Consider the following 23975-nt stretch of genomic DNA (forward strand, 5'->3'; position numbering starts at 1 on the left):
CTTAACAGCCTCACACCAGCTTTGCAGCCTAGCATTCGCCCAAACAAGCCGTGCCGCATTTGAGAGGACAATCCTACGTGCTTCAATCGTCTAGCCCGCGCAAAACCTCGCCCTTGCAAGCCCAATACAACAAGGGCATGGCCTATTTCGATGCAGAAGACTACGCAAAGGCCGAGAAAGTATTCACAAAGCTGGCGAAACATCTCAAGAATTCGGCTGAGATAAGAACGCTGCTTGGCGTCACAAACAAGCATCTTGGCAACCATGCGAAAGCCAAAACATATTTTCTGAAAGCATCACAACTCGAGCCGCAAAACGTGGCGAACAACCTTCTTCTTGCCGAAAACATGGTCCTGGTGGGCGATCCCCCACTTGACATTATCAATGTCGTGGACAGGATCCTGGACCGTGACCCGAAACGGCTGGACGCGCTGTTATTGAAGCTGAGTCAGTTGTGCCGGTCGGGTAAAACAGACGAGGCGTTTGAGCTTGCCATGACGGAAGCAAATGCCTCCTCACCAGACTTGAAGCTCTTGTTCAATTTCGCGGTCATTTTTCAAAACAAGCGTCTGTACGACCATTCCATCACGGTTTTCAATCGCTTGATTGAATTGGTTCCAGATTGCAGCGACTATCACGTTCAAAGAGCGCGGGTTCGCGGCCTTGCCGACGATCTGAAGACATCAACCGAAGAGGTTGATGCAGCCCTTAAAACATTTCCAGGCAACCCCGATTTATTGCTCAAGCAGTCCGACAATTTGATGCGGCAATCAAGAAACGTCGAGGCGTTGGAATTGATCAATGAATATTTGGCCGCGGTTCCCTTTGACCAAATGGGCCACCTGATAAAGGGCAATCTCTTTCTTGCACTCGGACAATATGATGACGCGCTTGTATCCCTGGCGGAGGCTGAGCGCCATTTTGACAAAATCTCGAAGAAAGAAGATGTGAAGGAACAAACCGCCAAGTTGAATATGATCAGGTCGGAAGTGGAATTTGGCCTGGGCAACCTGGAAACAGCTTGGGAGCTCAACAACGGCCGGTTCGGGTTTGATACTTCGGCCATTTGGAGAGACTATTCGCCACCGATCTGGTCAGGGGAAGATCTCTCCGGCAAAGATTTGTTGGTCTGGCAAGATCAGGGGCTGGGCGACACAATCAGGTCTGCAACGTTGTTTCCCGAGCTCATCAAATCCGCAAAAAGCATCACGCTCGAGGTCGACGAACGATTTGTCGCTTATTTCGCCAAGTCTTTCCCGCACATCAAGTGCCGCGCATGGGGTGACACACAAGAAAATAATGCGCAACAGGGCGCAGCGGGCGAGTCATTCGACTTCAGCTGCAACATCACGGATATTGCCCGGCATCTCAGGCCAAACCTGCAGAGCTTCGATGAAGCTGTGCCAACTCCCTTTGCTTTCGAACGCGAAAAGTCGCTGACATTCTTGTCGAAAATCGAAAATCCTGAAAACAAACCGATCATCGGAGTGTGCTGGCGCTCGAACAATATGTCTGTCTACCGAGCGCGTTACTATCTCACGGCCGATGAAGCCGTTGAAATTCTCGACGCGCATGACGCGATCTACGTGAACCTCCAGACAAAATACACACAAAGCGAAAAAGACCTTTTGGCCCAAAAGTCCCAAAGGCCTTTTCTCACGTTTGATGACGTGGATTTGTATGATGATCTTTGGTCCACTGCGTCACTGATAGCGGCCTGCGATGTTGTTGTCTCTGCAAATACCAGCATCGCTGAGCAGGCAGGGGCTTTGGGCGTTCCGTGTGTCCGCTTCGGAAATGGTTCGACGCCGGTGACGTTCGGCAAGGACTACGTGCCCTGGTCGCCGTGCGTCTCATTCATCAAAATTGACGAAAGATATCCGGCGGCGCACATGGTGTCCGAAATCACCAAGCAGATGCGGTCCAAAATTGCGGAGACATTTCCGCAAACCCGGAAAGAGCGGCTTTTTGGTTCGTAGAAACACGAAAGGGCAATGACTGCGTCCGGGCAGAGATTTTTAGGATGTTTGGCTGATCTTCCCAGTGGCCAGCGAGATATCACGCCGGGCCCGGTATCCGTTTTAACCCCTGCATGCGGATCTGTGCCGGCCCGCCGGAGTTTGGCGGGCCGGCAGCGAAGATCAGACGACGGACAATTTCACGTCGATGTTGCCACGCGTTGCGTTGGAATACGGGCACACCTCGTGCGCCTTGGCAACAAGCGTTTCTGCGGCGTCTTTTTCCATTCCTGGGACGGACACTTCAAGAGCAACCTCAAGTCCGAACCCGCCCTCGGACTGCGGCCCGATACCCACAGTTGATGTGATGCTGGTGTCAGCCGGAAGCACCGCCTTGTCCTGAGCGGCGACGAACTTCATCGCGCCAATAAAGCAAGCCGCATAGCCGGCCGCAAAGAGTTCCTCGGGGTTGTTTCCTTCACCACCGGCACCACCCAGCTCTTTTGGTGTTGTCAGTTTGACTTTGAAGCTTCCGGACAAAGTTTCCGCCTGACCATCACGGCCGCCGGTCGCTTTCGCTTTGGTGGAATAAACTACATCAACGCTCATGTTCAGTTCCCAAATCTAGGTCTCAATCACCAAATTATATCGCGCGCGATATAATTTGGTTGTAGATATCTGTTTGCCCGGCAACCGTCAACTGCTTGCGATTCTATCGCGTGCGATTTATAGAGCGCTGATGAGCAAACAACCGCACCAGATGTCCCTGCTGGGCCCGTTGGGCGTCGATGCAGAGACACCAAAAGAAAAGACAAAACCTGAAGATCCCGGCAGCGCGCGCTCGGTCAAGAAGGCGGAAAGAACCAACAAAACGGACCGTAAAACGCCCAAGGCAAAAAAGTCAGCTCCCAAGCGCCGGGAACCGAAAACAGCTGCCGATGGCAACGTTGTTACGCTGGACCAGTTTTTATGCTTTTCGCTCTATTCGGCCACGCACGCCATGCACCGGGTCTACAAACCCTTGCTTCAGGAAATCGGACTGACCTACCCGCAGTATCTCGCGATGGTCGCGCTTTGGGAAAAAGACAATGTTCCCGTCAATTCATTGACGGACCGGCTGCAACTGGAGACGAACACAGTCACCCCGCTTCTCAAACGCCTTGAAAGCATGGATTTGCTGACACGCACACGAAGTCAGAAAGACGAGCGGCAGGTGACAGTCAAGTTGACCCGGCGGGGTAAAAATCTGCGCCAAAAATGCGCGCATTTCGCTGGCTGCGTCATGGCCGCGACAGGCTTGGAAATGGAGGAAATCATCGACCTTCAAAGCCGGATCATGACCTTAAGAGATCAGCTCAGGGCCGCCGGGCACTAACGTTACGCAAAATCTTGGCAAAACCCCGCTAGGCGGCGTTTTCCCATGTCATCGGCCGGCACACCCCATGATGCCGCTGATACAGCCTGTTCTTGCGTTTAAAGCCCGATCCTCACGGATCCCAGCCGGACAACAGACCGACTTTACTTCATCGCCGCCTTAGAGAGTTTTTGCATCACATTGCTCGCCGTTTTTGTGTATGGCGGCCAGAACATGGCTTCAGCAAAAAAATCCGGGTTTTGCTCGATCAAAGGGTTGGAACCGGCAAGCGACGAGGCAGCAACCATGCCCAGTCCATTCACCACGCGATCCTGGACCTCTTTGCCTATGAAATAATTGGCAAAAATCTCAGCAGCTTCCAGTTTTTTCCCGCTGAGGCCCTTGGAAAAGTTGATTGTGTCGAGCCACACCGTGTTGCCTTCGTCAAACTGCACAAGTTCCCAATTTCCACCCGCAGCATTGTGAGCAGCAGCCCCCGGCCCGTATGAGGCCACCAACAGAAGATCGTCGCTAAATTCGGGACCGGCTTCCCAAAAAGCCGCGACCTGGCCATACAGTTGGGTAAGCTTTTGCTGGATTTCTCCATCGGCCGCCGAGGCGGCAGCCAGCGTTGCTCTGTCACCAGAAATGTCATTGATGTGGAATGGCGGCTTGTCCAAGGCCAAAAGCGCGATCGCGATATTCGGCTCGATTTGCCCTTTGGAGAGCGACAACTTTCCCGTCCATTTGGGATCAAACAAATCATTCACTGATTTGGGCAGGTCCGAGACCTTATCCTTGTCCGCCCAGATCCCATAAGCACCGCCACCCCAGGGAACATAGAGCACGTCGTTGCCTTGCATGCCCATCGGGATGTTTGTGAGGCTTTTGTTGAGGAACTGATAGTTGCCCAGACGCGGTGAACTGGTGTCAATCGGCTGCAGCAGTTGAGCGGAAAACGCGCTCTCCATCGTTATATAGTTTAAGGTCAAAAAAGAAATGTCGACCTTTCCGGATCTCAGCATGTTGAACATCTGCTCCGGACCTTCAGCGGGTGTTTCGAGCAGCTTGATTTCGTAGTCGTATCCCTGCTCTTTCAGCAACGCATTCACCGCCGACACTTCTTCAGGTTGAACATAACCGTCCCAGGTGAAAACGTTTATCGGTTCGGCAGCTTGCGCGAAGGTCGCACCGAAGCAGGCGACGAGAGGAACGAGAAACTTCATCATGATCAACACCCCGGGATCATAGTCAGATGCCAGTTCTGTATCGCGCCATTATAAAGGATCGATAACGCCCGCGCCGTTCCCGGAGGGAAACAAAAACATCATGAATTTTGTTTGAAATCCAAAGTGACCATTACGGCAAAATAACTGGGCGGCCGGCGTAACGCAATCTCGCGAACACGGGGCATTTCAAATCGCACGCTTGCTAAAGCGGCAAACCAAACCAAAAGGCGGCAATTCCCAAAAAGGCGAAAAACCCGACGACATCCGTCACCGTGGTCACAAACACGCTCGACGCGATTGCCGGGTCAACTTTCAGCTTATCGAGCGCAATTGGGATCAACAGACCGGACAACCCGGCAAAAAGCATGTTGATGATGATTGCGGCCGCTATGACGATCCCCAGCCCGGCGCTTTGAAACCAAAGCCATGCGGTCAAGCCAATCAGTACCGCCAAGGCGACACCATTTAAGAGACTGACTATGACTTCACGATTCAAGATCCGCATCATATTGCGGGCCCCCAGTTCTTGTGTCGCCAGGCCGCGCACAGCAACCGTCATCGTTTGGGTGCCCGCATTGCCGCCCATGGACGCCACGATGGGCATCAAGACGGCAAGCGCAACCATCGCCTCGATCGTGTCTTCAAACAGCGCGATCACGACGGAGGCCAGCACAGCAGTTCCCAGATTGACCACCAGCCAGGTCAGCCGGGAGCGGGCAATGGTGAGCACACTGTCGGAGATCTCTTCATCGCCAACGCCGGCAAGCGCCCTGAGATCCTCTTCCGCCTCTTCCTGGATGACGTCAACGATGTCGTCGACCGTCAAGACCCCGACGAGACGCTCGTTTTCATCAACAACCGCGGCCGACACCAGGTTATAGCGCTCAAACCGGCGCGCAACTTCCTCCTGGTCCTCCGTGGCCAGCACCGACTGGCGGGTTTCCTCCATGATAGAGGTGACTTTCTCCTGGCGTTTGGTGCGCAGGATCTTGTCGAGGTGCACGGATCCAAGCAGCTTGAACGCGGGATCGACGACGTAAATCTGGTAAAAGCTATCAGGCAGATCCCTGGCTTCGCGCATGTAGTCGATTGTCTGACCAACCGTCCAGAAAGGTGCAACGGCGATGAACTCCGATTGCATGCGCCGGCCGGCGCTGTCCTCGGGATAGTCCAGCGCTTTTTGCAGCTGGGCCCGGTCCGCATAGGGCATTTCGCCAAGGATTTCGGCCTGATCCACCTCGTCGAGATCTTCAAGGATATAAACGACATCGTCGGAATCGAGTTCGCCCAGACCTTCAGCAATGTCCTCGTTGGAGAGCTCCTCAAGCAGCTTTAGCCGGATCCCCTCATCGGTCTCCGTTAAAGCCGTGTAGTCAAACTCTTCCCCAAGCAGGCGGACGAACGGCGCCCGCTCCTCCTCTTCCAAAGCCTCAATCAGGTCGCCTGTATCGGCTTCATGGAGGTTGCCAGCCAGTTCCTTCAGCCGCTCGGCGCTGTTATCGGTGATTGCTTGCTCGACAGCAGCAATAAACTCAGGATTGAGCCGCTCTTCTTCATCGCGCACTGGAAGGTCATCGAGGACATGCTCAAAAATTTCGACCTTCTCAGCTTGCCCCATTTAAGATCTCCAACCCCGGTAAAAAGCGCACATATTGCGCACTTGTATAAGCCATTCCGCCCGCGTTGTCACACCACAAGGCGTTATTTCTGAATAGTTTATTTAGATGAATAGCTGGCGAACGCCACTGGCATTTTCAATTATTCACGCTGCTGACATCACGCAAACCGAACGCGGTCTATTGTCCTGCATCGCGTCAAGGGAATGCGAAGATCCAACCACTTGAGACAGCCTGTCAAAAGAGTTTTGTCACTCATGGGCCGCAGACCCAGATCTATTTCCGTTCAACCAACTTCAAACGAGCGCTGGGATGTCACAAGAAGCGCCATACACCAGCGCTGCCCGACGGTGTTTCACCTTAACACTTCGCCGTATGCGTGCTTTTACACCTAAATAATTTACCGTGGGTAGATACCAATTATTATCAAATTAATGCAACTTTTCGTAGCGGAAGATTTGATAGAAGATACCGAAGGACGGGAGCCTGCGCACCGGGAATGAAACATCTTCTTGAGGTCCCGAAACACAACACCGCGACAGATCGCGGACTCGCAGCCAGCGGAAAACTGCGCGCCGACACGCGCGCCTCGATCTTTGCCATTATCCTGTTGCTCATCCTGACCGGCGTCGCTTTTCTGGGCTACCACTATTTCAATCTTTCCGGGGAGTATCGCCAGCGGAACTTTATGCACCTTGTTGAGACGAAAGCGGCCCGCGACATCGTGATCGAAAGCCCGATATTGCGGGCACCTCAGATCGAACAGGTCAGGAGCCATATCGAGACCGCACGGGCCAAAGCCATATGGTGTACGGACAATCTGAACGCTGTCGAATATGCGCTTATCGAGCAAATCGGGGCTTCCCGCGCCTTTACCCTGTGCCGCGAAGATGTGGACCGTGCGGACATGGTCCTGCAATTGCTGGCAAGAATGAAGTCACAGGACGCGAATATGCGCGACCCGGCTCAAAGCCCTTTTGCCAGAGCGCTTGAAGTACGCGCAATCATCGAACAGATGATGGAAGCAAGCGTCGCGTTTCAGCCGCAAGTTGATCTGATACAAAGCAGACTGAGCAACGTGGTGATCGGCGGCACGACCTTTGTCAGCTTCGCAATGTTGATTGTGATGACCTTTCTCTTGAAAGAACTGGAGAAGGTCTGGACCCGGCTTTTGTCTTCAAGCGAGAGGCTGAAGGAAATCAATCAACGGTTCGGTATTGCCATGGAAGGCATGTCCGACGGATTTGCCCTTTTCGACAAGGACCGGCGCCTGGTGATGTGCAACGAAACCTACCGGCGCCTTGCCCATCCAAATCCCGACCGTGTGGAAGTTGGCATGACGGTAGAAGACATCATTCGGGATGCCATGTCTCACGGCTTTTATGTCGCGATCCCCAAAGAAGAACGGTCCGACTTTATTCAACAACATATTCAACGGCTTGCAGAGGGGGACGCCGATATTAGACTCGAAATCGTCGGAGACCGTCATGTTCAGGAAAAACTGACTGAAAGCGCGGTTGGCGACAAGGTTGTCATCCGCACCGACGTAACGTCTTATGTCCAGGCAAATCGCAAGCTGCAGGAACTCACGCAGCGGCTTGAATCGGCGAAGACCCGCTACCGCAAGCGGTCTTTGGAAGACCCGATGACAGAAATTGCCAATCGCCGGTGTCTTGACGAAGCGCTGAGGGCGGCTGTTGGCACGGGACCGCGCGCTATCATTCGGATTGACCTCGACCGTTTCAAACGGGTGAACGATATGCTCGGCCACGATGCCGGTGATCACGTTCTTAAAACAGTTGCCCGCAGGCTGGAATTGGCAACGCGCGATACAGATATGGTCGCCCGTGTTGGCGGCGACGAATTCGTCGTCCTGTGCGCGCAAGGGACCGATCTTGACAGCGCCAACGAAATTGGCCAGCGCTTGTTGGCAACGACCCTGGAACCGGTTCTCTACGAAGGTAGGCCCTGCGTTTTCAGTGCCAGCCTCGGCCTTGCAGTCAAGGAGGTGTCGGCGGACAACCCCCATGAAATCCTCCAAAATGCCGATGCAGCCCTCTATGAGGCAAAGGCCGCCGGACGCGGGGATCTCAAGGTCTTTTCGCGCGAGATGGAGGAAAGGATCGCGCAAGACCGCAAAATATCGGATGACCTGATCCGCGCAATCTCTGCTGGAGAACTGGTTCCCTATTACCAGACCCAGCATGACGCCAAGACACACGCAATCACCGGAATAGAGGTTCTGGCGCGGTGGGCGCATCCGGAATTCGGCGTGCTTGCCCCGGGTGCATTTTTAAACACGGCTCAGCAAATGAAACTCGATGGCGACATCGACACGGCGATAATGTCAAAGGCCATGGGTGAACTCGACGTTCTCATGGCCGCCGGTTTCCGGGTTCCCAAAACGTCTTTCAACGTCAGTGCCAAGACCCTTTCCGACCCGGCATTTCTCGGGGTCGCAAGCGATCTTTATCGCAGGGCCAAGCAGCCGATTTCCTTCGAGATCCTCGAATCCGTCTCTCTGGAGGAAGAGGACCAAATCATCCCGTTCGCAATCGAGGGCCTTCGGGAATTGGGTTTCGATCTGGAAATAGACGACTTTGGCTCCGGCCACGCATCGATCAAAAGTGTGATGCAGGTCCGGCCGAACGCGCTGAAGATAGACCGTAGCATCGTTCTTCCGCTTGGATCGGACCCGCGCACGAAAAAACTGGTTGCCGCGACCATCGATATTGGCAAGGCTCTCGGCATAAATGTGATTGCAGAGGGTGTTGAAACCCCGCTTCACGCAAAGATTCTCGCCGATCTGGGCTGCAACATTCTCCAGGGCTACTACTTTTCAAAACCCATGTGCGCGCAGGATCTGAGCGCTTTTCTGGTCGCCGAAGCACTGCCACAAAACGCGCACTAGGCTTCCGCGAGAAAGCCAGACCACCTGCACCCGAAAACCGGGTCAAGCCACGTGCGGCACGGTTGTCGCGGCGCTGAAGGGCTGTACAAGCCGAACCGGTGTTCCATTGATCTCTTTCAACTCCCCGCCCCAGACAAGCCGATAAAGCGTCTTCAAGTCGCGTCTGTCGTTTTCGGTCAGAACGCTTTCCGGTCCGTAATTCATGATGGTAAAGCGGCACTGCTCTCCGAAGGTCTCGCTGGCCCACTCCGTCTCGGAGATTTGCGCGAAAAAATGCCTTAGCCCGAATATATGGCCAAACTCGTGGGCCAGGGTTTCGATTTGCTCAGTTTCAATCTGCTCGAACAAGGTTGGATACAGCACCAGTTCGTGCTGGCCTGCGTCTGGAAAGAACGCGGAAGCCAGGACACAGCCATTCGCCGAGCACCGGCTTTGGTCACGCACGACCACTTCAAAGTCCAAAAGGTCGTTGTGTTCCGAAAACCGGACAGGAACTGCGTCGCCCCACAGCGCAAGGCCCTTCGCCATCAGGCTCCGGATCCGTGCTCGGGCTGCATCCGGGTCTTCAAAGGCCAATAGGGAGCGTTCCTGAAACCGCCAGTGCAAGGTGACGCCTTCTGCCCAGAGCGGAACGAAACCGTCCCCGGCATGCAGCACCAGCTCGAGTGGTGATCTGTTGCCTGGTGTTTTAAAACCGCGTTTTTCCGTGTCGCAAACAGCTTTCGCAGGGCCATAGATGTGAATATGCGGCGCTTTCTTTGCAGCCGTCTTATCCGCAGGACAAAAGCATAAGGGTCCGGTCGAAGTGACCTCACTCCCACGGGCTGCACTATCGTTTTCAGTCATATCTTTGAGCCTCGCAAACATTCCAGGCGTGCGATCGAATCGGGATCACGCATCGCTCAGGGGTAGCAAATCATCAAAATGTGACTATAGCGGGAAATTTCGGACAGGCTGGCCGCGCGATGCAGACGAATCCACGCACAAAAAAAACCGGCCATGGGCCAGTTCTTTTCGTGCTCAACAAAATGGTGCGGTCGAGAAGACTCGAACTTCCACGGGTTTTACCCCACAGCGACCTCAACGCTGCGCGTCTACCAATTCCGCCACGACCGCATATTCTGTTGTGATCCCGGCGCCTCTCAGCGTCGAGGCGCCCCATTTAGCAAATCGGATTCGGGGTGGCAAGAGGCGTTTTAAACTTATTTGGGCTGTCCCCAAGCGGCGCGAACGCAGCCTGTTCAGGTGCGCTGAAGCGGCCCCTCTGTCCGCATCGGACGGGTCTCAGGTGGCCTCATGAGAACTTCAGTGATCGAAATCCCAATACGCTCTCCCAACATGACAACCTGCCCTTTTGCGACGAGCGTGTTGTTCGCCAAAATGCGCACATCGTCGTCTTCGCTCACGTCAAGGTCGATCACCGCACCCCGGCCCATTCTCAGAAGCTGGTGCACCGGCATTTCGGATTCGCCCAGCACAACTGAAATATCGACATTGATATCGTCAAAGGTGGTCATATCTTCATTCTGCCTGTAGTGAAGGCGCTTGTCCATGCGCCGTCGGCGCAAGCCGGTTAACAAACCCTTACACAACCATACGCAACCCAAATGGTTAACAAAAGACTAACAAGCATGTCCGCCACCGATCGCGAAGCCCTTGCCATTGATTTTCATCCCCATGTTTCGGCCCCACCTGTCGAATGGCGGATTTCGGATGAACCCGTCGACTATGAGAACTCAATTGAAGAGATGGAACGCCATGTCGCTGCAATCAGCGCAGGCACGGCCCATGAGCGGATCTGGCTGCTGGAGCACCCGCCGCTCTACACCGCTGGAACCAGTGCGAGTGATTCAGATTTGATCGATGCCAACCGCTTCCCGGTTTACAGGACCGGGCGCGGCGGACAACACACCTATCATGGCCCGGGCCAGCGGGTCGCCTATGTCATGCTGGATTTAAAACGCCGTCAGCAGGATGTCCGCGCCTTCGTCGCGGCGCTGGAAGCCTGGACCATCAATACGCTCTGGCACTACCACGTGCGTGGAGAGCGCCGGGAGGATCGGGTCGGCGTTTGGGTTCGCCGCCCTGACAAGGGGCCTGAAGTGGAGGACAAGATCGCAGCGATCGGCATCCGGCTGCGCAAGTGGGTTACCTTTCACGGCATCAGCTTCAATGTTGAACCGGACCTGGATCATTTTGGCGGAATTGTTCCGTGTGGTGTCACAGCTCACGGCGTGACCAGCCTGGTCGACTTGGGTTTGCCGGTAACCATGGCCGAAAACGACAGCGTGATGCGGGCAGAGTTCGAAAAAATATTCGGCCCGACTCACCTTGTTTGAGCCCACCACGCCGTTGTCAGAGGTTTTGCAGGAAGCTCGCCAGCTTTTCGAACCCGCCGGGTGACCAGCCCAGCGCGCGCAGCCGGGAACAGTCCATCACAGCCGGATAATCGCCTTGTACCGGTTGCGGCGGACGGGCACGCAACGATCGCCCTTGGGCAAACCGTGCGAGAAGATCGTGTCGATCGAGCATGATATCGGACACGTTGAACGCGCTAAACGCAGGAAGATCCTCGGCTTTCTCAAGCACCAGACGAACTGCGGAAGCCAGATCCTCGCCGTGCACCTCGGTCCCGCACCGTGAGGCGATCGGCTCGCCATTTTCGAAAGAGCGGAATAAATCGGACCATTTGTGACCAGCAAGCCCCGGCGAGCACCCATAAACACCCGTTGCCCGCAAGCTGACACCATGCATTCGGTGGTCAGCAAGAGACGCCAAGGCCTGTTCGCCCGCCAACTTCACGCGACCATAAAGCGTATCCGGCTTGGCATCCATATCCTCGGCTAGCTGCCGGTTTCGGTATGCGTCCCCGTAAACCGCGCGGCTCGACAGGAACACGACACACCTGATACCGGATGCCTTGGCGGCTTCAAACAAGCGTTCAGTTCCGATGGCGTTTGCTGCCCAGAATTGCTCCGGATCATCGCCCTCCCCCCCTCTATAACGCCCCGGAGCATGCAACAGCGCGCAATGCACCAGCACGTCGGCTTCGGGCAGCGTTGCCGGCGGAGAGAGCAAATCAAACGGCTCAACGGGTGCGCCGTCGTCAAAGGGACGCTGCCGTCCGAGGTAAAAAAGGTTATGGCCGCTTTCCGTCAGTCCGCGCGCAATGAACCGGCCGACCTGCCCGGTTCCGCCGGTTATCAGGACACGCATCACCCGGCGTCTTGCGGACCGGCAAGACGGCCAAGCTGATCTTCTAATCCTTCGCCGGTGTAAAACGCCTGCCACAAATCGATCAGCGGCCGAAGCTCTCCGGACTTGGCGTGCCCCGTCTCCCACGGCTTTTCGTATTGAAAATGCAGGATCTTGATGTCGTTCCAATTCCAAAGGCCGGGCAGGTTGAACCAGACGTACTGCAGCATGTTGTAAAAGACCGGCAGTCCGTGCCAGTCCGGAAAATAGGTTTCGAGAAACGTCTGATCTGTGCGGCGCCAGAACACGTTCCCCCCATCCAGCTTGTCAAGCATGTCGGCGAATGTCCGCTCGTTTGGTTTTGCTGTGAAGACACCGCTGTTGAGCCGGTGAAAGTCTGCCACCGTTTCGTAGACATTGGGGGCTGCGCAGAACTCCGGATAGGCGAACAACCGGTCGCAATTTTGCAGCACCAAGGCATCCGCATCGATAAAGACGACATTCCGGTAGTCGGTAAGCTGCCAAAGCCGCAACTTGACGAAGTTGTTGAGCGGCGTGTGGAATGCGGGTTTGCCGCCTTTTGTGAACGGGGCCGCCGCATGCAGGCGGCCGCGCTCATGGCGTTCGTTGAATGCATCAGAGGTCGGAAGCAACTCACATCTGGCCAGCCTGGGTGAAAACGCAGCCAAGCGCTCAAGTTCTTCAACGCTCAATGCGGTCGGATGCATGACAACCACATCCGCTTGCGGGCGCGTGCGGCGGAGCGAGCGCAAAAGCGCGACTGCTCCGGTCACATAGTCCGGATTGGTTACCAGCGTGACATATGCGTTTTCGTGGCCCGCGCTGCCATCGAGTTGCGGGCCATCGGACAAACGAGACATGCTTCAAGACACCGAACGCAGCCGCGGATGTTCCGGATCGCGCTCCACGCCCTCGGCAATGTCCTTTGTCCAGGCAGAAACAGCCGGGACACGGCTGCGATCGACGCGGTAGGCGAATTTCTTCGCCACATCGACAACCTCGGACAACAGCCCTTCTTCAAGTGTAGTTGGATTGAGCCCCAGATCGAGGAACTGCTTGTTTTCCACCACCAGATCGTTTTCCGGAGCTTCTTTGCGCGGATTGGGCAGCCAGGCGATTTTCGCGCCGGTCATTTTCGAAATCATCTCGGCCAGATCGCGGACCCGGTGGGTCTCGGTCATCTGATTGAAGACTTTCACCCGGTCGCCGCGTTTCGGAGCAGATTTCAGCGCCAATTCGATGCACCGCACCGAATCTTGAATATGGATGAATGCGCGGGTCTGACCGCCGGTGCCATGTACTGTCAGCGGATAGTCAATTGCCGCCTGGATCAAAAACCGGTTGAGCACCGTTCCATAGTCACCATCATAATCGAACCGGTTGATCAACTGGTCATGGCGCCGGGTCTGATCTGTGTGCGTGCCCCAGACAATTCCCTGGTGGAGATCCGTGATCCGCAGCGCGTCATTCTTGGCATAGAACTGGAACAGCAGCTGATCCAGGCACTTCGTCATATGGTAGATGGATCCCGGATTGGCAGGATACAAAATTTCCTGCCGCACGGTTTCTCCGGCCATAGTATCGATGCCGACATTGAGATAACCTTCAGGAATGGCCGCACCAACGGTTGAGTAGCCATAGACACCCATGGTGCCCAAATGCACCAAATGGGCATCCAAATCGAGCTCGACCATTGCGTTCAGCAGGTGGTGAGTGCCGTTTACGTTGTTATTGACCGTGTAATTCTTGTGCTGATCCGATTTCATCGAATACGGCGCGGCCCGCTGTTCCGCAAAATGGATGATCGCGTCGGGGCGGTTCGCCGACAGCCAGTTCTTGAAAACCTGATAGTCCTCAGCGATGTCAATCAGGTGGAAATGGATCGTGTTGCCGGTTTCCTGCTTCCAGATGCGTGTCCGCTCCTGGATGGAATCCATCGGCGTCAGGGATTGCACACCCAATTCCGCATCGATCCAGCGCCGGCTGAGGTTGTCGATAATGTGAACCTCATGACCAAGATCCGACAAGTGCAAGGATGTTGGCCAGCCAACAAACCCGTCTCCGCCCAAAACAGCGATTTTCACTGCAATCTCTCCATCGCTTCGGCACGGAACTGAACGCCGCGCCACCAGATTGATTTAGTCGTCGAAGGAGAGTTGCATCCGAAAAGCGTGACAGTTTCAAGACTTGAAATGCAATTGATACAGGAGAAACGATCTAAGTGTCCGCTCAGACCGTTTCCCGAACCTCAAAAGATCCATAAACAAGAGGCACTTCATCGATCACCTTGACCTCTTGAACCAGAGCATTCGGAGGCCCTTCCCGAGCCGCGATCAAAAGCGCCTTCACGGTGGCACTCGGCCCGCTCAATACCGCTTCAACAGCTCCATCGCTCAAGTTGCGAGCCCAGCCGGAAAGACCGAGCGAAGAAGCCCGCTTCGCAAGCCACTTTCGATAGCCAACGCCCTGCACGCGGCCCATGACCATTATGTGGACAGCTCTTTCTTCTGCCATAGGCCGCTCCTCACGACCGGGACCCCGCCGTCCCGATCTGGGGTGATTCTGTTCGCAATTCTAACGTCTCACGCAACGTTAGAAAACCAGTCTAAAATGTCTTTGGGGCGTTTCGCCAAAAGCGCCGGCTGCTCCCCCAAAAGCTCCTCATGACTTCCGTAGCCCCAGCCCACTCCGATGCCTGCGACCCCGTTCGCATGCGCGCCGACCAGATCGTGTCTCCGATCACCTACCATCACACACGAGGACGCCTTGGCCGCTTCCGACTCCAGGACATACGCGATGAGATCCGACTTGTCGGACCGCGTACCGTCAAGCTCCGACCCATAAACGGTTTTGAAAAACGGCATGAGCCCGGCGTGAGCAACGATCTTGCCTGCATAGGCGTGCGGTTTGGATGTGACCACACACAAGGTCTTGCCCCGCTGCTTGAGGTTCTGGGCAAGCGCCGAAACACCCTCGATCAAGGTGTATTCATAAAGCCCGTTCACCGTAAACCGTTCGCGGTAGTAAGCCACCGCTGCGTCCTGAACGGACCGGTCCGTGGTCTGCAGCAACACCTCAAAACTGCCCCATAGCGGCGGTCCAATGCACCAACGCAGGTCTTCCGCAGGAGGCACATCAGCACCCATCCGCTCAAGAGCATGCTGGATTGATCTCGTGATCCCGACAAACGGATCGATTAACGTCCCGTCGAGATCAAAAAACACGTGCGTGAACATCGGCCCAGCCTCGAGTACATCCTGTGCTGGAAAGCGCTATCAAGTTTAAGCCTTGCAATCCATCACAATATGATATTTAAAGGTTGTATATATTATATATATATACTTTAAGTTTATATTTTCTATCCTGTTGTTGCCCCTTGCCTTCAATTGGCAAAGAGCAACAACAGGAGAGCATCATGACAAAACACCATAATTTCGCCGCCCTGTTCGCGGCAGCCATGACCATATCACCAATTCCCGTTCAAGCTGCCGGCGGATATTTTGAGGTCGAACCCGGAGTTGATATCTACTACGAGGACCACGGTGCGGGAAAACCTCTGGTTCTGGTCCCCGGCTGGACATTCACCACGGAAGTTTTCGAGAATCAGATCCCGGCATTTTCGCAAAAACACCGGGTCATCACCTTCGATCCACGAAGCCATGGACGGTCTACCGACACCCTTGAGGGCAACAACTATGTCACGCAAGGGGCGGACCTTGTCCGTCTGCTTGAACATCTGGAGGTAAAAAACCCGGTCTTGGTTGGCTGGTCGTTTGGATGTCTGACGACTTGGGAGTTCATCCGGACCCAGTCGACTTCAGCCGCAGCAGCCCACATGTGTATCGATCTTCCGCCGACCCCCATGACCGGACAGGCCGAAGACTGGGTCGAGGGCTCAATACCGGATATCTCGAGCCTCTATCACGGGGTCCAGTCGGCCTCCGGTCACCGTGACGTGGTCAACTGGTACGCCGACGAGATCATGATCGAACAGGACTACACCCCGGAGCTGTCGAAATGGATCATTGACCAGTCGACCAGCTCTCCGCCATGGGCGGCAGCCGCCTATTGGGCTGCCGGCAATTTCAGCGACTATATGGACACAGCCAAACAGATCGACCGGGAATTGCCGTCGGCATTTGTGGTCGCAAGCCACTGGGCGGACAAGGCAAAGCCGTATTTGGCCAAACACACGCCGAACAGTGCTGTTCACGTATTTGGCGGCCATATGATGTTTTGGGAGTATCCGGACAGGTTCAACGAGGTCCTGGCCGGTCTCATCGCACAGGCTGAGTAGATGCTTGTGGTCCGTTCAAACGCAAACCCCGGGCCTGTTTGGTCCGGGGCACCTTTGCAGCCAAGAGATAAAAATCGCCGAGGCCTATGAGAATTCCATGATCACCGCATCGACTGCGAGACTGTCGCCGGCCTGGGCCTTGATGGCTGTGACAGTACAGTCGCGTTCGGCACGCAGCACGTTTTCCATCTTCATGGCTTCAACGATTGCCAATTGTTCCCCGGCCTTGACCTCCTGGCCTTCTTCCACCGCAATGGACACCACAAGACCAGGCATTGGGCACAACAGCATCTTGGAGGTGTCCGGCGGCAGCTTTTCGGGCATCAGGGCGTCGAGTTCGGCAACGCGCGGTGTCATAACCTTTGCCACGACCGAGTACCCCTGCCAGTCCAGCCGGTATCCACCAAGAACGGGCCGGACCTGAACCGTCATCGGCTTGCCGCCAACTGCGCCGGACCACAATAGATCGCCGGGTTTCCAATCCGCTTCAACAGCAACGATGGGGCCGTTCTTTACCGCGACGTCGATTTCGATCGGGTGTCCCGGATAGCCTGCAGCCAAGCGGATCGGTAGATAGGTCTTGTCGAGTTTGACGACCCAATCCTCGCGAATTGCGCCGCTATGAGGCCGCAAACGGCCTGTCAGATGATCAAGGCGCTCCCTTTGCAGCGCACCCATCGACAATGCGACCGTGCCCAGCAGCGCATAGGCCTCTTCGCTGGGCTCAGCCGGCGCGAAACCATCCGGATACTCTTCGGCGATAAAGCCGGTCGACAGGTCGCCCGACCGCCAGCGCGGGTGATTCATCAAGGCTGTCAGGAACGGCACGTTGTGTTGAATGCCGTCGACATAATAGGCATCAAGCGCATCGCTCATCGCGTCGATAGCCTGTTCGCGTGTCGGCGCATGCGTAATCAGTTTTGAGATCATCGGGTCATAGAACATCGAGATTTCGGAGCCTTCCACAACGCCCGTATCGTTGCGAACCACGACGCCTTCGACCGAACTTTCTTCGGGAGCGCGATACCGCACCAGGCGGCCGATTGATGGCAGGAAGTTGCGGTACGGGTCCTCGGCATAGATCCGGCTCTCGACCGACCAGCCGTCAAGTTTCACATCTGCTTGCGAAAGCGAGAGTTTCTCGCCATAGGCAACCCGGATCATCTGCTCGACCAGATCGACCCCGGTGATCATTTCCGTTACCGGATGCTCCACCTGAAGCCGCGTGTTCATCTCAAGAAAATAGAAGCTCTTGTCCTGGCCGGCGACGAACTCCACCGTACCTGCAGAATCATAGTCTACAGCCTTGGCAAGCGCGACGGCCTGCTCCCCCATCTTGCGGCGGGTATCCTCATCAAGAAGCGGGGATGGCGCTTCTTCGATGACCTTTTGGTTCCGCCTTTGGATCGAGCATTCACGTTCTCCGAGATAGATCGCGTTGCCGTGCTTATCGCCAAGGACCTGAATTTCAATATGCCGGGGATTTTCGATGAACTTTTCAATAAACACGCGGTCGTCGCCGAAAGAGGAGGCCGCTTCAGATTTGGACCGCGTATAACCATCGCGTACTTCCTCATCGTTCCAGGCAATCCGCATGCCCTTGCCGCCGCCGCCGGCGGACGCCTTGATCATTACCGGATAACCGATGTCTTGCGCGATCTTTACGGCATCCTCGGATGATTCGATCACCCCCAAATGTCCGGGGACAGTGCTGACCTTGGCTTCATTGGCGAATTTCTTTGACTCAATCTTGTCACCCATTGCCTCGATCGCGCGTGGATTGGGCCCGATCCAGACAATCCCCTCTTTCGCCAAAGCCTCGGGAAAGCTGGAGCGCTCGGACAAGAAGCCATAGCCGGGGTGGACCGCTTCCGCCCCCGTCTCCTTGCAGGCAGCAATGATCTTCTCGGCCACCAAATAGGATTCTGCCGCTGTAGCCGGACCAATATGGACGGACTCGTCAGCCATCTCGACATGCAAGGATTCGCGGTCGGCATCGGAGTAGACCGCAACTGTCTTTATGCCCATACGTTTCGCGGTCTTGATGACCCGGCATGCAATCTCGCCGCGGTTCGCGATCAGAATCTTTGAAAACATCCACTTCCCATCCGCACAAATATTGTTTGTCGAGTTGTAGGCGGTGGCTGGCGCAGGCGCAATATAGCCAAAGGATGACAACCTAACGTCTGGTCCGTGATGTCACGAACGTAAACTCATGGCTAAGCCCCGGATCGCGTACAACACTTTAGGAATACCGAAATATTTATTTAAGATATCTACGTATAATTGACCGGTGTATTTGATCTTATCCAACGGTGACGGGATGTTGCGTCGGTTTGCGGCCTTTATGGTTTGTTTTGCAATTCTGTGTGCGCCCGCCTTGTCCGTTGATGTCAAGTCCTGGCGCAGCAGCACCGTGGATGGCTTCACCAAATTCTGGGTAGACAACCATGATGGAGCCAAATTCATCATTTGGTGCCATCCGAGCCGGCCAGTTTCCGGCACGCTGGTCGATATTCACATCGACGGGCAGCGGGCGCCGGCAAACAGCCGCGTGCGCATTATTGTCGACAAGGACATGGTACAGCTGCCCGCCGACAGCCGCGGCTACATACTGACCGACACAGCCACTGGAGCTGACAGTTTCAGGATCCTGTGGCACGAGCTGCGATCCTCCTTCGGCCTTGCGGTGAAATTCAAGGACGAGCGTTATGCGAGTTTTTCGCTGAACGGCGCCAAGGATGCGCTGCCCGGCATTGCATGCCCGGCAGACTTTGACAAGCAGTAGGTCTGCGGTTTTCCTGTTCGTCATCTTGCTGCCGGAAATCCGGCAGATACTTGATCAGGCTGACAGACCGGAGACCAAGACATGACTTTTTTCAAAAGGAGCAGTGTTGCCAAGACGGTTCTTGCCATTGCCGCGTTGTCCGCAAGCGCCACAACCGTGCTCGCACGGCCGGATCTTCGGCAAATGACCTGCGCCCAGGCCCAGCAAATGGTGCGCCAACAGGGCGCTGTGGTGTTCACCACCGGGCAGTATACCTACTCCCAGTTTGTTTCGAACCTGAGCTACTGTGATCCGCGTCAGCAACTTTTCCGGCAATACGGTCCGACAAAAGACAATCCCAGGTGTCCGGTTGCTTTCAAATGCGAAGAGCCGCTTTTTGAAAGCAATTTGTTCAACCGCTGGAACTGAACGATCCGCCGGGACAAAAAAGCCCGGCACACAGGCCGGGCTGTCGGTTTGATTTTCCTCACCCCGCTACAGCGGGATGTTGTCGTGCTTTTTCCACGGCATCTCTTCTTCTTTCGAGCGCAAAAGCGCCAAGGCTCTTGATACCCGCTTTCGCGTCGAATGCGGCATGATCACTTCGTCAATATAGCCACGCTCTGCCGCCACGAAGGGGTTTGCAAACCGGTCTTCATAATCCTTGGTCCGTTTTGCGATCTTCTGCGGGTCACCCAGCTCGGACCGGTACAGGATCTCCGTAGCCCCCTTAGCACCCATGACGGCGATTTCCGCCGTCGGCCATGCGTAATTGATGTCGCCGCGGATGTGTTTGGAGCTCATCACGTCATAGGCTCCACCATAGGCTTTCCGTGTAATGACTGTGACCTTGGGAACGGTGGCCTCGGTGAAGGCGAACAGCAGTTTTGCGCCATGCTTGATCAGACCGCCATATTCCTGAGCGGTACCTGGCAGGAACCCTGGAACATCCACAAAGGTCACAATCGGAATGTTGAAGCAATCGCAGAAGCGAACAAAACGGGCGGCCTTGCGGCTCGCATCCGAATCGAGAACCCCGGCAAGGACCATTGGCTGGTTGGCCACGATGCCAACGGTGCGTCCTTCCATCCGCGCAAAACCGGTGATGATATTGGCGGCGAAGCTGGGCTGAAGCTCGTAAAAGTCGCCTTCATCGACCGTCTTTTGAATCAGCTCCTTCATATCGTAGGGCTTGTTCGGATTGTCCGGGATCAAGGTATCCAAGCTGTCATCCAACCGGTCAACGTCATCCTGCGAGGAGATTTCCGGAAGATCTGCCTGGTTGTTTGCCGGCAGGAAGTCGATCAGCCGCCGCATCTCTTGAAGGGCTTCGACATCATTGTCGAAAGCACCATCTGCAATTGAGGACTTTGTCGTGTGGATCGAGGCACCACCGAGCTGTTCCGCCGTCACGGTTTCGTTCGTCACGGTTTTCACGACATCCGGGCCGGTGACGAACATGTAGGACGTGTCGCGAACCATGAAAATAAAGTCTGTCATGGCCGGGGAATAGACATCGCCACCGGCGCATGGTCCCATGATCAGGGAAATTTGCGGAATGACGCCCGACGCAAGCACATTGCGGGTGAACACCTCACCATATCCGCCCAGCGCGGCAACACCCTCTTGAATCCGCGCGCCGCCCGCATCGAAAAGCCCGATAATCGGCGCTCGGTTGCGCAATGCCATATCCTGTATTTTGATCATCTTTTCCGCATGGGTCTCCGACAGCGACCCGCCGAACACGGTAAAGTCCTTCGAAAACACGTAGATCGTGCGGCCGTTGACCGTTCCCCAGCCCGTGACGACACCATCGCCCGGAATATGCTGTTCATCCATGCCAAAATCGGTACAGCGATGCTTCTTGAACATGTCGAACTCTTCAAAAGAGCCCTCGTCCAGAAGGATTTCGATCCGCTCGCGCGCGGTCAGCTTGCCGCGGTTATGCTGCGCTTCGATCCGCCGCTCGCCTCCGCCCAGCCGTGCCGTTTCACGCCGGGTTTCAAGTTCGGCAAGGATTTCCTTCATGGGTGCCTCCGCTAGATAATTCCGCTGTGGTCGTAGCATGAGGCTTTGGCGAGTCAAAGTCAGCACAATGGCGAACATCAGCCTGCGCTGCATGGAACTGCCCAAGAAACAGGCAAGACCGCCTGTACTATGCGCTTCAGTTGCAAATTGGTTTTTGTCATGCTTCGATCGGACAACCAAGCAAACGCAAGGGGAGGTTATGCAAGGGGAAAGAAAATTTTTTAATGAAATGCTAGATGAGGCAGGAAATCCCCGGCCCGCCTACGCAAATTTATCACGCTGGCTCGAAGATAAACCACTGAATTTTCTTAGCCGGAAAAGTCGGGAAGCGGAAACTATATTTCGACGCCTTGGTATTACATTTGCCGTATACGGTGCAGACGAGGCTACGGAACGGTTAATACCTTTTGATCCAATACCCCGCATAATATCCGCAGCCGAATGGCGCAAATTGTCAGCAGGCATCGACCAACGCGTGCGGGCCCTCAATGCGTTCCTGCATGATATCTACCATCGCCAAGAGATCATCAAAGCCGGCCGCATCCCGGCAGACCTGATTATCCAAAACGACGCCTTCCTGCCTGAGATGGTCGGCTACTCCCCTGCCCGGAAAGTCTATTCACACATCATCGGCACTGATTTGGTGCGGGTGTCGGAGAATGAATTCTACGTCCTTGAGGACAACACGCGCACACCGTCCGGCGTTTCCTACATGATGGAAAACCGTGAGACCATGATGCGCATGTTCCCGGAACTGTTTCAGGCGCACCGCGTGGCCCCGGTCGAGCAATATCCAGAACTGTTGCGCCAGACTTTGGAAAGCGTCTCTCCGGACCAATCGCGTTCCGACGTCACGGTCTGTGTCTTGACGCCGGGTATTTACAACTCGGCCTATTTCGAACATGCCTTTCTCGCGGATTCCATGGGCGTCGAGCTTGTTGAGGGGCCCGATCTCTTTGTCGACGAAGGCAAAGTGTTCATGCGCACCACACGCGAACCCAAGCAAGTGGATGTCATTTACCGCCGCATCGACGATGCATTTCTCGACCCCCTGACATTCAATCCGGACTCCATGCTTGGTGTACCCGGCCTTTTTGATGCCTACCGGGCGGGCAACGTGACCATCTGTAATGCGCCAGGCACCGGCATTGCCGACGACAAGGCGATCTACGCTTATGTGCCTGATATTATTGAGTTTTACACAGGTCAAAAACCGATCTTGAACAACGTCCCGACTTGGAACTGCTCACGCGAAGACGATCTGGCTTACGTGCTCGACAATCTGGAAGATATCGTTGTCAAAGAGGTTCACGGATCCGGCGGCTACGGCATGCTGATTGGCCCGACGGCAACAAAACGCCAAATCGCGGATTTCCGGAAAATTTTGACTGCGAACCCGTCCAACTACATCGCTCAGCCCACGCTGTCCCTTTCGGCCTGCCCGACCCACGTGGCCTCGGGTGTCGCCCCACGCCACGTTGATCTGCGTCCCTTCGTCCTGATCGGCGATCAGGTCCGGATTACGCCGGGAGGCCTCACTCGCGTCGCTTTGAAGAAGGGGTCACTGGTGGTGAACTCCAGCCAGGGCGGCGGCACGAAAGACACTTGGGTATTGGAGGACTAATAAAAAGCATGCTTGGAAGAACAGCCTCCTCGCTTTTCTGGATGTCGCGCTATCACGAGCGTGCCCAAAACATCGCCAAACTTCTCGAAGTCGCCTACCGGACCGCTATGGTGCCCCATTCGGGACAGAACGACATGGGGGATTGGCGGTTCGCACTTGCCAGTTCCGGGTGCGAATTCGGGTATTCGGAAAAACATGGTGAAGCCACCCCGCGAGGGGTGATCACCTACATGGTCTTCGACAAGGACAATCCGTCTTCGGTCCGCACCTGCCTCGAGACAGCCCGCAACAATGCCCGTGCGGTGCGAACAGGCATTACCGCAGAACTGTGGGAAGCCATCAATACAACCTTCATAGAGTTCAATGATGTCTCACCGCAATCGATCACCCAGGATCGCCTGCCGGATTTTCTCGCATGGATCAGCCAGCGGGCCCACCTGTTCCGCGGCGCCTTGCTGAACACGGTTCTACGCGATGACGGCTATTATTTCAGCCAGCTCGGCAACTTCGTGGAACGCGCCGACAACACTGCCCGCGTACTCGATACCCAATATTGGGTGTTGTTGCCGGACAATGACGTTATTGGCGACGGCTCCATGGAGCGGCATCAATGGTCGGGCATCCTTCGCGCCCTGTCAGGCCACCGCAGCTACCGCTTTGCCTATCCGCACGCCAAACTGAAAGCCTTCAACATCGCGGAGTTCTTGATCCTGCGAAAAGAAATGCCGCGCTCGCTTGCTCATTGCTACGACTGGATCGACGACGTAACGGAAGATCTCGCCCAGTTTTACGGTTCGCGTGAACCCAGCATTGATATGGCGGCAGGGATCTGGCGTGACCTGCGTGAAACAGAAATGAGAGAAGTCTATCAGACAGGCCTGCATGATTTTCTGACCGATTTCATCGGCCGGAACAATGCGTTCGCAGCACAGCTGTCGAAAGACTACAACTTCGCCTGATCCATTAAAAACCGAG

Annotated in this window: 21 protein-coding genes and 1 tRNA gene; 9 read left to right on the forward strand and 13 right to left on the reverse strand. The window is 55.3% G+C overall.

The genetic code is table 11. From position 1 onward, the window contains the following. Positions 1-77: 77 nt before the first annotated feature. Entirely contained in the window at positions 78-1979 is a 1902-nt protein-coding gene (locus JM93_RS20210; RefSeq protein WP_145347237.1) for a tetratricopeptide repeat protein, read from the forward strand. Positions 1980-2141: 162 nt separating this feature from the next. On the opposite strand, the gene JM93_RS20215 is transcribed toward JM93_RS20210, so the two are convergent. Then, entirely contained in the window at positions 2142-2567 is a 426-nt protein-coding gene (locus JM93_RS20215) for an organic hydroperoxide resistance protein (protein WP_145347239.1), read from the reverse strand. Positions 2568-2697: 130 nt separating this feature from the next. On the opposite strand from JM93_RS20215, the gene JM93_RS22220 reads away from it, so the two are divergent. Further along, positions 2698-3333: a MarR family winged helix-turn-helix transcriptional regulator gene (locus tag JM93_RS22220; RefSeq protein WP_145347241.1), complete on the forward strand. Its 636-nt coding sequence runs from the start codon at positions 2698-2700 to the stop codon at positions 3331-3333. Between the two features lie 143 nt (positions 3334-3476). Here JM93_RS22220 and JM93_RS20225 read toward each other — a convergent pair whose 3' ends face one another. After that, positions 3477-4541, reverse strand: coding sequence for an ABC transporter substrate-binding protein (locus JM93_RS20225; protein ID WP_208995364.1), 1065 nt, complete (start codon positions 4539-4541; stop codon positions 3477-3479). Positions 4542-4743: 202 nt separating this feature from the next. Beyond that, on the reverse strand, positions 4744-6159 hold the full coding sequence (gene mgtE / locus JM93_RS20230) for a magnesium transporter (RefSeq protein WP_145347243.1): 1416 nt from the start codon (positions 6157-6159) through the stop codon (positions 4744-4746). Positions 6160-6656: 497 nt separating this feature from the next. Here mgtE and JM93_RS20235 point away from each other — a divergent pair, with 497 nt between their 5' ends. Further along, positions 6657-9068, forward strand: a complete 2412-nt coding sequence (locus JM93_RS20235) for a putative bifunctional diguanylate cyclase/phosphodiesterase (RefSeq protein WP_145347245.1) — start codon at positions 6657-6659, stop codon at positions 9066-9068. 42 nt (positions 9069-9110) lie between these two features. Here JM93_RS20235 and JM93_RS20240 read toward each other — a convergent pair whose 3' ends face one another. The 3 genes from JM93_RS20240 to JM93_RS20250 all read right to left on the reverse strand — a co-directional run bounded on the left by JM93_RS20240 (position 9111) and on the right by JM93_RS20250 (position 10585). Next, positions 9111-9914: a matrixin family metalloprotease gene (locus JM93_RS20240; RefSeq protein ID WP_145347247.1), complete on the reverse strand. Its 804-nt coding sequence runs from the start codon at positions 9912-9914 to the stop codon at positions 9111-9113. A gap of 183 nt (positions 9915-10097) precedes the next feature. Beyond that, positions 10098-10184, reverse strand: a tRNA-Leu gene (locus JM93_RS20245). 125 nt (positions 10185-10309) lie between these two features. Beyond that, positions 10310-10585: a FliM/FliN family flagellar motor switch protein gene (locus JM93_RS20250; RefSeq protein ID WP_145347249.1), complete on the reverse strand. Its 276-nt coding sequence runs from the start codon at positions 10583-10585 to the stop codon at positions 10310-10312. A 114-nt stretch (positions 10586-10699) separates the two neighbouring features. Here JM93_RS20250 and lipB point away from each other — a divergent pair, with 114 nt between their 5' ends. After that, positions 10700-11407 (forward strand): lipoyl(octanoyl) transferase LipB, encoded by a 708-nt coding sequence (gene lipB, locus JM93_RS20255; RefSeq protein ID WP_145347251.1) that lies wholly within the window; start codon positions 10700-10702, stop codon positions 11405-11407. A 16-nt stretch (positions 11408-11423) separates the two neighbouring features. Here the strand turns inward: lipB and JM93_RS20260 are convergent, their stop codons facing one another. The 5 genes from JM93_RS20260 to JM93_RS20280 all read right to left on the reverse strand — a co-directional run bounded on the left by JM93_RS20260 (position 11424) and on the right by JM93_RS20280 (position 15520). Beyond that, positions 11424-12284 (reverse strand): NAD-dependent epimerase/dehydratase family protein, encoded by an 861-nt coding sequence (locus tag JM93_RS20260; protein WP_145347253.1) that lies wholly within the window; start codon positions 12282-12284, stop codon positions 11424-11426. After that, the gene (locus JM93_RS20265) at positions 12284-13144 is read right to left on the reverse strand and encodes a glycosyltransferase (RefSeq protein ID WP_145347255.1); all 861 of its coding nucleotides are present in this window, start codon (positions 13142-13144) and stop codon (positions 12284-12286) included. The genes JM93_RS20260 and JM93_RS20265 overlap by 1 nt, the downstream gene beginning before the upstream one ends. Before the next feature lie 3 nt (positions 13145-13147). Then, positions 13148-14368 carry an NAD-dependent epimerase/dehydratase family protein gene (locus JM93_RS20270; RefSeq protein ID WP_145347258.1) on the reverse strand — a complete coding sequence of 407 codons (1221 nt, stop codon included), beginning with the start codon at positions 14366-14368 and terminating at the stop codon, positions 13148-13150. A 145-nt stretch (positions 14369-14513) separates the two neighbouring features. Beyond that, positions 14514-14798 (reverse strand): acylphosphatase, encoded by a 285-nt coding sequence (locus tag JM93_RS20275; protein ID WP_145347260.1) that lies wholly within the window; start codon positions 14796-14798, stop codon positions 14514-14516. Positions 14799-14866: 68 nt separating this feature from the next. Further along, entirely contained in the window at positions 14867-15520 is a 654-nt protein-coding gene (locus JM93_RS20280) for an HAD hydrolase-like protein (protein WP_145347262.1), read from the reverse strand. Between the two features lie 179 nt (positions 15521-15699). Here JM93_RS20280 and JM93_RS20285 point away from each other — a divergent pair, with 179 nt between their 5' ends. Then, on the forward strand, positions 15700-16581 hold the full coding sequence (locus JM93_RS20285) for an alpha/beta fold hydrolase (protein ID WP_145347264.1): 882 nt from the start codon (positions 15700-15702) through the stop codon (positions 16579-16581). Positions 16582-16665: 84 nt separating this feature from the next. Here JM93_RS20285 and JM93_RS20290 read toward each other — a convergent pair whose 3' ends face one another. Further along, a complete protein-coding gene (locus JM93_RS20290; protein ID WP_145347266.1) occupies positions 16666-18678 on the reverse strand; it encodes an acetyl-CoA carboxylase biotin carboxylase subunit in 2013 nt (670 codons plus the stop codon). A 226-nt stretch (positions 18679-18904) separates the two neighbouring features. Between JM93_RS20290 and JM93_RS20295 the strand changes: the two genes are divergently transcribed. Together JM93_RS20295 and JM93_RS20300 are read left to right on the forward strand one after the other, a co-directional pair. Continuing rightward, positions 18905-19369 (forward strand): hypothetical protein, encoded by a 465-nt coding sequence (locus tag JM93_RS20295; RefSeq protein ID WP_145347268.1) that lies wholly within the window; start codon positions 18905-18907, stop codon positions 19367-19369. An 81-nt stretch (positions 19370-19450) separates the two neighbouring features. Further along, the gene (locus tag JM93_RS20300; RefSeq protein ID WP_145347270.1) at positions 19451-19777 is read left to right on the forward strand and encodes a hypothetical protein; all 327 of its coding nucleotides are present in this window, start codon (positions 19451-19453) and stop codon (positions 19775-19777) included. Positions 19778-19843: 66 nt separating this feature from the next. On the opposite strand, the gene JM93_RS20305 is transcribed toward JM93_RS20300, so the two are convergent. Next, the gene (locus tag JM93_RS20305) at positions 19844-21376 is read right to left on the reverse strand and encodes an acyl-CoA carboxylase subunit beta (RefSeq protein ID WP_145347273.1); all 1533 of its coding nucleotides are present in this window, start codon (positions 21374-21376) and stop codon (positions 19844-19846) included. A 199-nt stretch (positions 21377-21575) separates the two neighbouring features. Here JM93_RS20305 and JM93_RS20310 point away from each other — a divergent pair, with 199 nt between their 5' ends. Beyond that, positions 21576-23000, forward strand: a complete 1425-nt coding sequence (locus tag JM93_RS20310) for a circularly permuted type 2 ATP-grasp protein (RefSeq protein ID WP_145347275.1) — start codon at positions 21576-21578, stop codon at positions 22998-23000. Positions 23001-23008: 8 nt separating this feature from the next. Then, complete coding sequence (locus tag JM93_RS20315; protein WP_145347277.1) at positions 23009-23959, forward strand: alpha-E domain-containing protein; 951 nt, start codon at positions 23009-23011, stop codon at positions 23957-23959. Positions 23960-23975: the final 16 nt, after the last annotated feature.

Source organism: Roseibium hamelinense (assembly GCF_007830545.1).
GTDB lineage: Bacteria > Pseudomonadota > Alphaproteobacteria > Rhizobiales > Stappiaceae > Roseibium > Roseibium hamelinense.

Excerpts from the sequence above, each read along its gene's own strand:
- mgtE (WP_145347243.1), bottom strand. The coding sequence starts at position 6,159 with ATGGGGCAAGCTGAGAAGGTCGAAATTTTTGAGCATGTCCTCGATGAC.
- JM93_RS20315 (WP_145347277.1), top strand. The coding sequence starts at position 23,009 with ATGCTTGGAAGAACAGCCTCCTCGCTTTTCTGGATGTCGCGCTATCAC.
- JM93_RS20310 (WP_145347275.1), top strand. The coding sequence starts at position 21,576 with ATGCAAGGGGAAAGAAAATTTTTTAATGAAATGCTAGATGAGGCAGGA.
- JM93_RS20305 (WP_145347273.1), bottom strand. The coding sequence starts at position 21,376 with ATGAAGGAAATCCTTGCCGAACTTGAAACCCGGCGTGAAACGGCACGG.
- JM93_RS20235 (WP_145347245.1), top strand. The coding sequence starts at position 6,657 with ATGAAACATCTTCTTGAGGTCCCGAAACACAACACCGCGACAGATCGC.
- JM93_RS20300 (WP_145347270.1), top strand. The coding sequence starts at position 19,451 with ATGACTTTTTTCAAAAGGAGCAGTGTTGCCAAGACGGTTCTTGCCATT.
- JM93_RS20290 (WP_145347266.1), bottom strand. The coding sequence starts at position 18,678 with ATGTTTTCAAAGATTCTGATCGCGAACCGCGGCGAGATTGCATGCCGG.
- JM93_RS20240 (WP_145347247.1), bottom strand. The coding sequence starts at position 9,914 with ATGACTGAAAACGATAGTGCAGCCCGTGGGAGTGAGGTCACTTCGACC.
- JM93_RS20260 (WP_145347253.1), bottom strand. The coding sequence starts at position 12,284 with ATGCGTGTCCTGATAACCGGCGGAACCGGGCAGGTCGGCCGGTTCATT.
- lipB (WP_145347251.1), top strand. The coding sequence starts at position 10,700 with ATGTCCGCCACCGATCGCGAAGCCCTTGCCATTGATTTTCATCCCCAT.
- JM93_RS22220 (WP_145347241.1), top strand. The coding sequence starts at position 2,698 with ATGAGCAAACAACCGCACCAGATGTCCCTGCTGGGCCCGTTGGGCGTC.
- JM93_RS20225 (WP_208995364.1), bottom strand. The coding sequence starts at position 4,541 with ATGATGAAGTTTCTCGTTCCTCTCGTCGCCTGCTTCGGTGCGACCTTC.
- JM93_RS20265 (WP_145347255.1), bottom strand. The coding sequence starts at position 13,144 with ATGTCTCGTTTGTCCGATGGCCCGCAACTCGATGGCAGCGCGGGCCAC.
- JM93_RS20215 (WP_145347239.1), bottom strand. The coding sequence starts at position 2,567 with ATGAGCGTTGATGTAGTTTATTCCACCAAAGCGAAAGCGACCGGCGGC.
- JM93_RS20275 (WP_145347260.1), bottom strand. The coding sequence starts at position 14,798 with ATGGCAGAAGAAAGAGCTGTCCACATAATGGTCATGGGCCGCGTGCAG.
- JM93_RS20280 (WP_145347262.1), bottom strand. The coding sequence starts at position 15,520 with ATGTTCACGCACGTGTTTTTTGATCTCGACGGGACGTTAATCGATCCG.
- JM93_RS20250 (WP_145347249.1), bottom strand. The coding sequence starts at position 10,585 with ATGACCACCTTTGACGATATCAATGTCGATATTTCAGTTGTGCTGGGC.
- JM93_RS20285 (WP_145347264.1), top strand. The coding sequence starts at position 15,700 with ATGACAAAACACCATAATTTCGCCGCCCTGTTCGCGGCAGCCATGACC.
- JM93_RS20295 (WP_145347268.1), top strand. The coding sequence starts at position 18,905 with ATGTTGCGTCGGTTTGCGGCCTTTATGGTTTGTTTTGCAATTCTGTGT.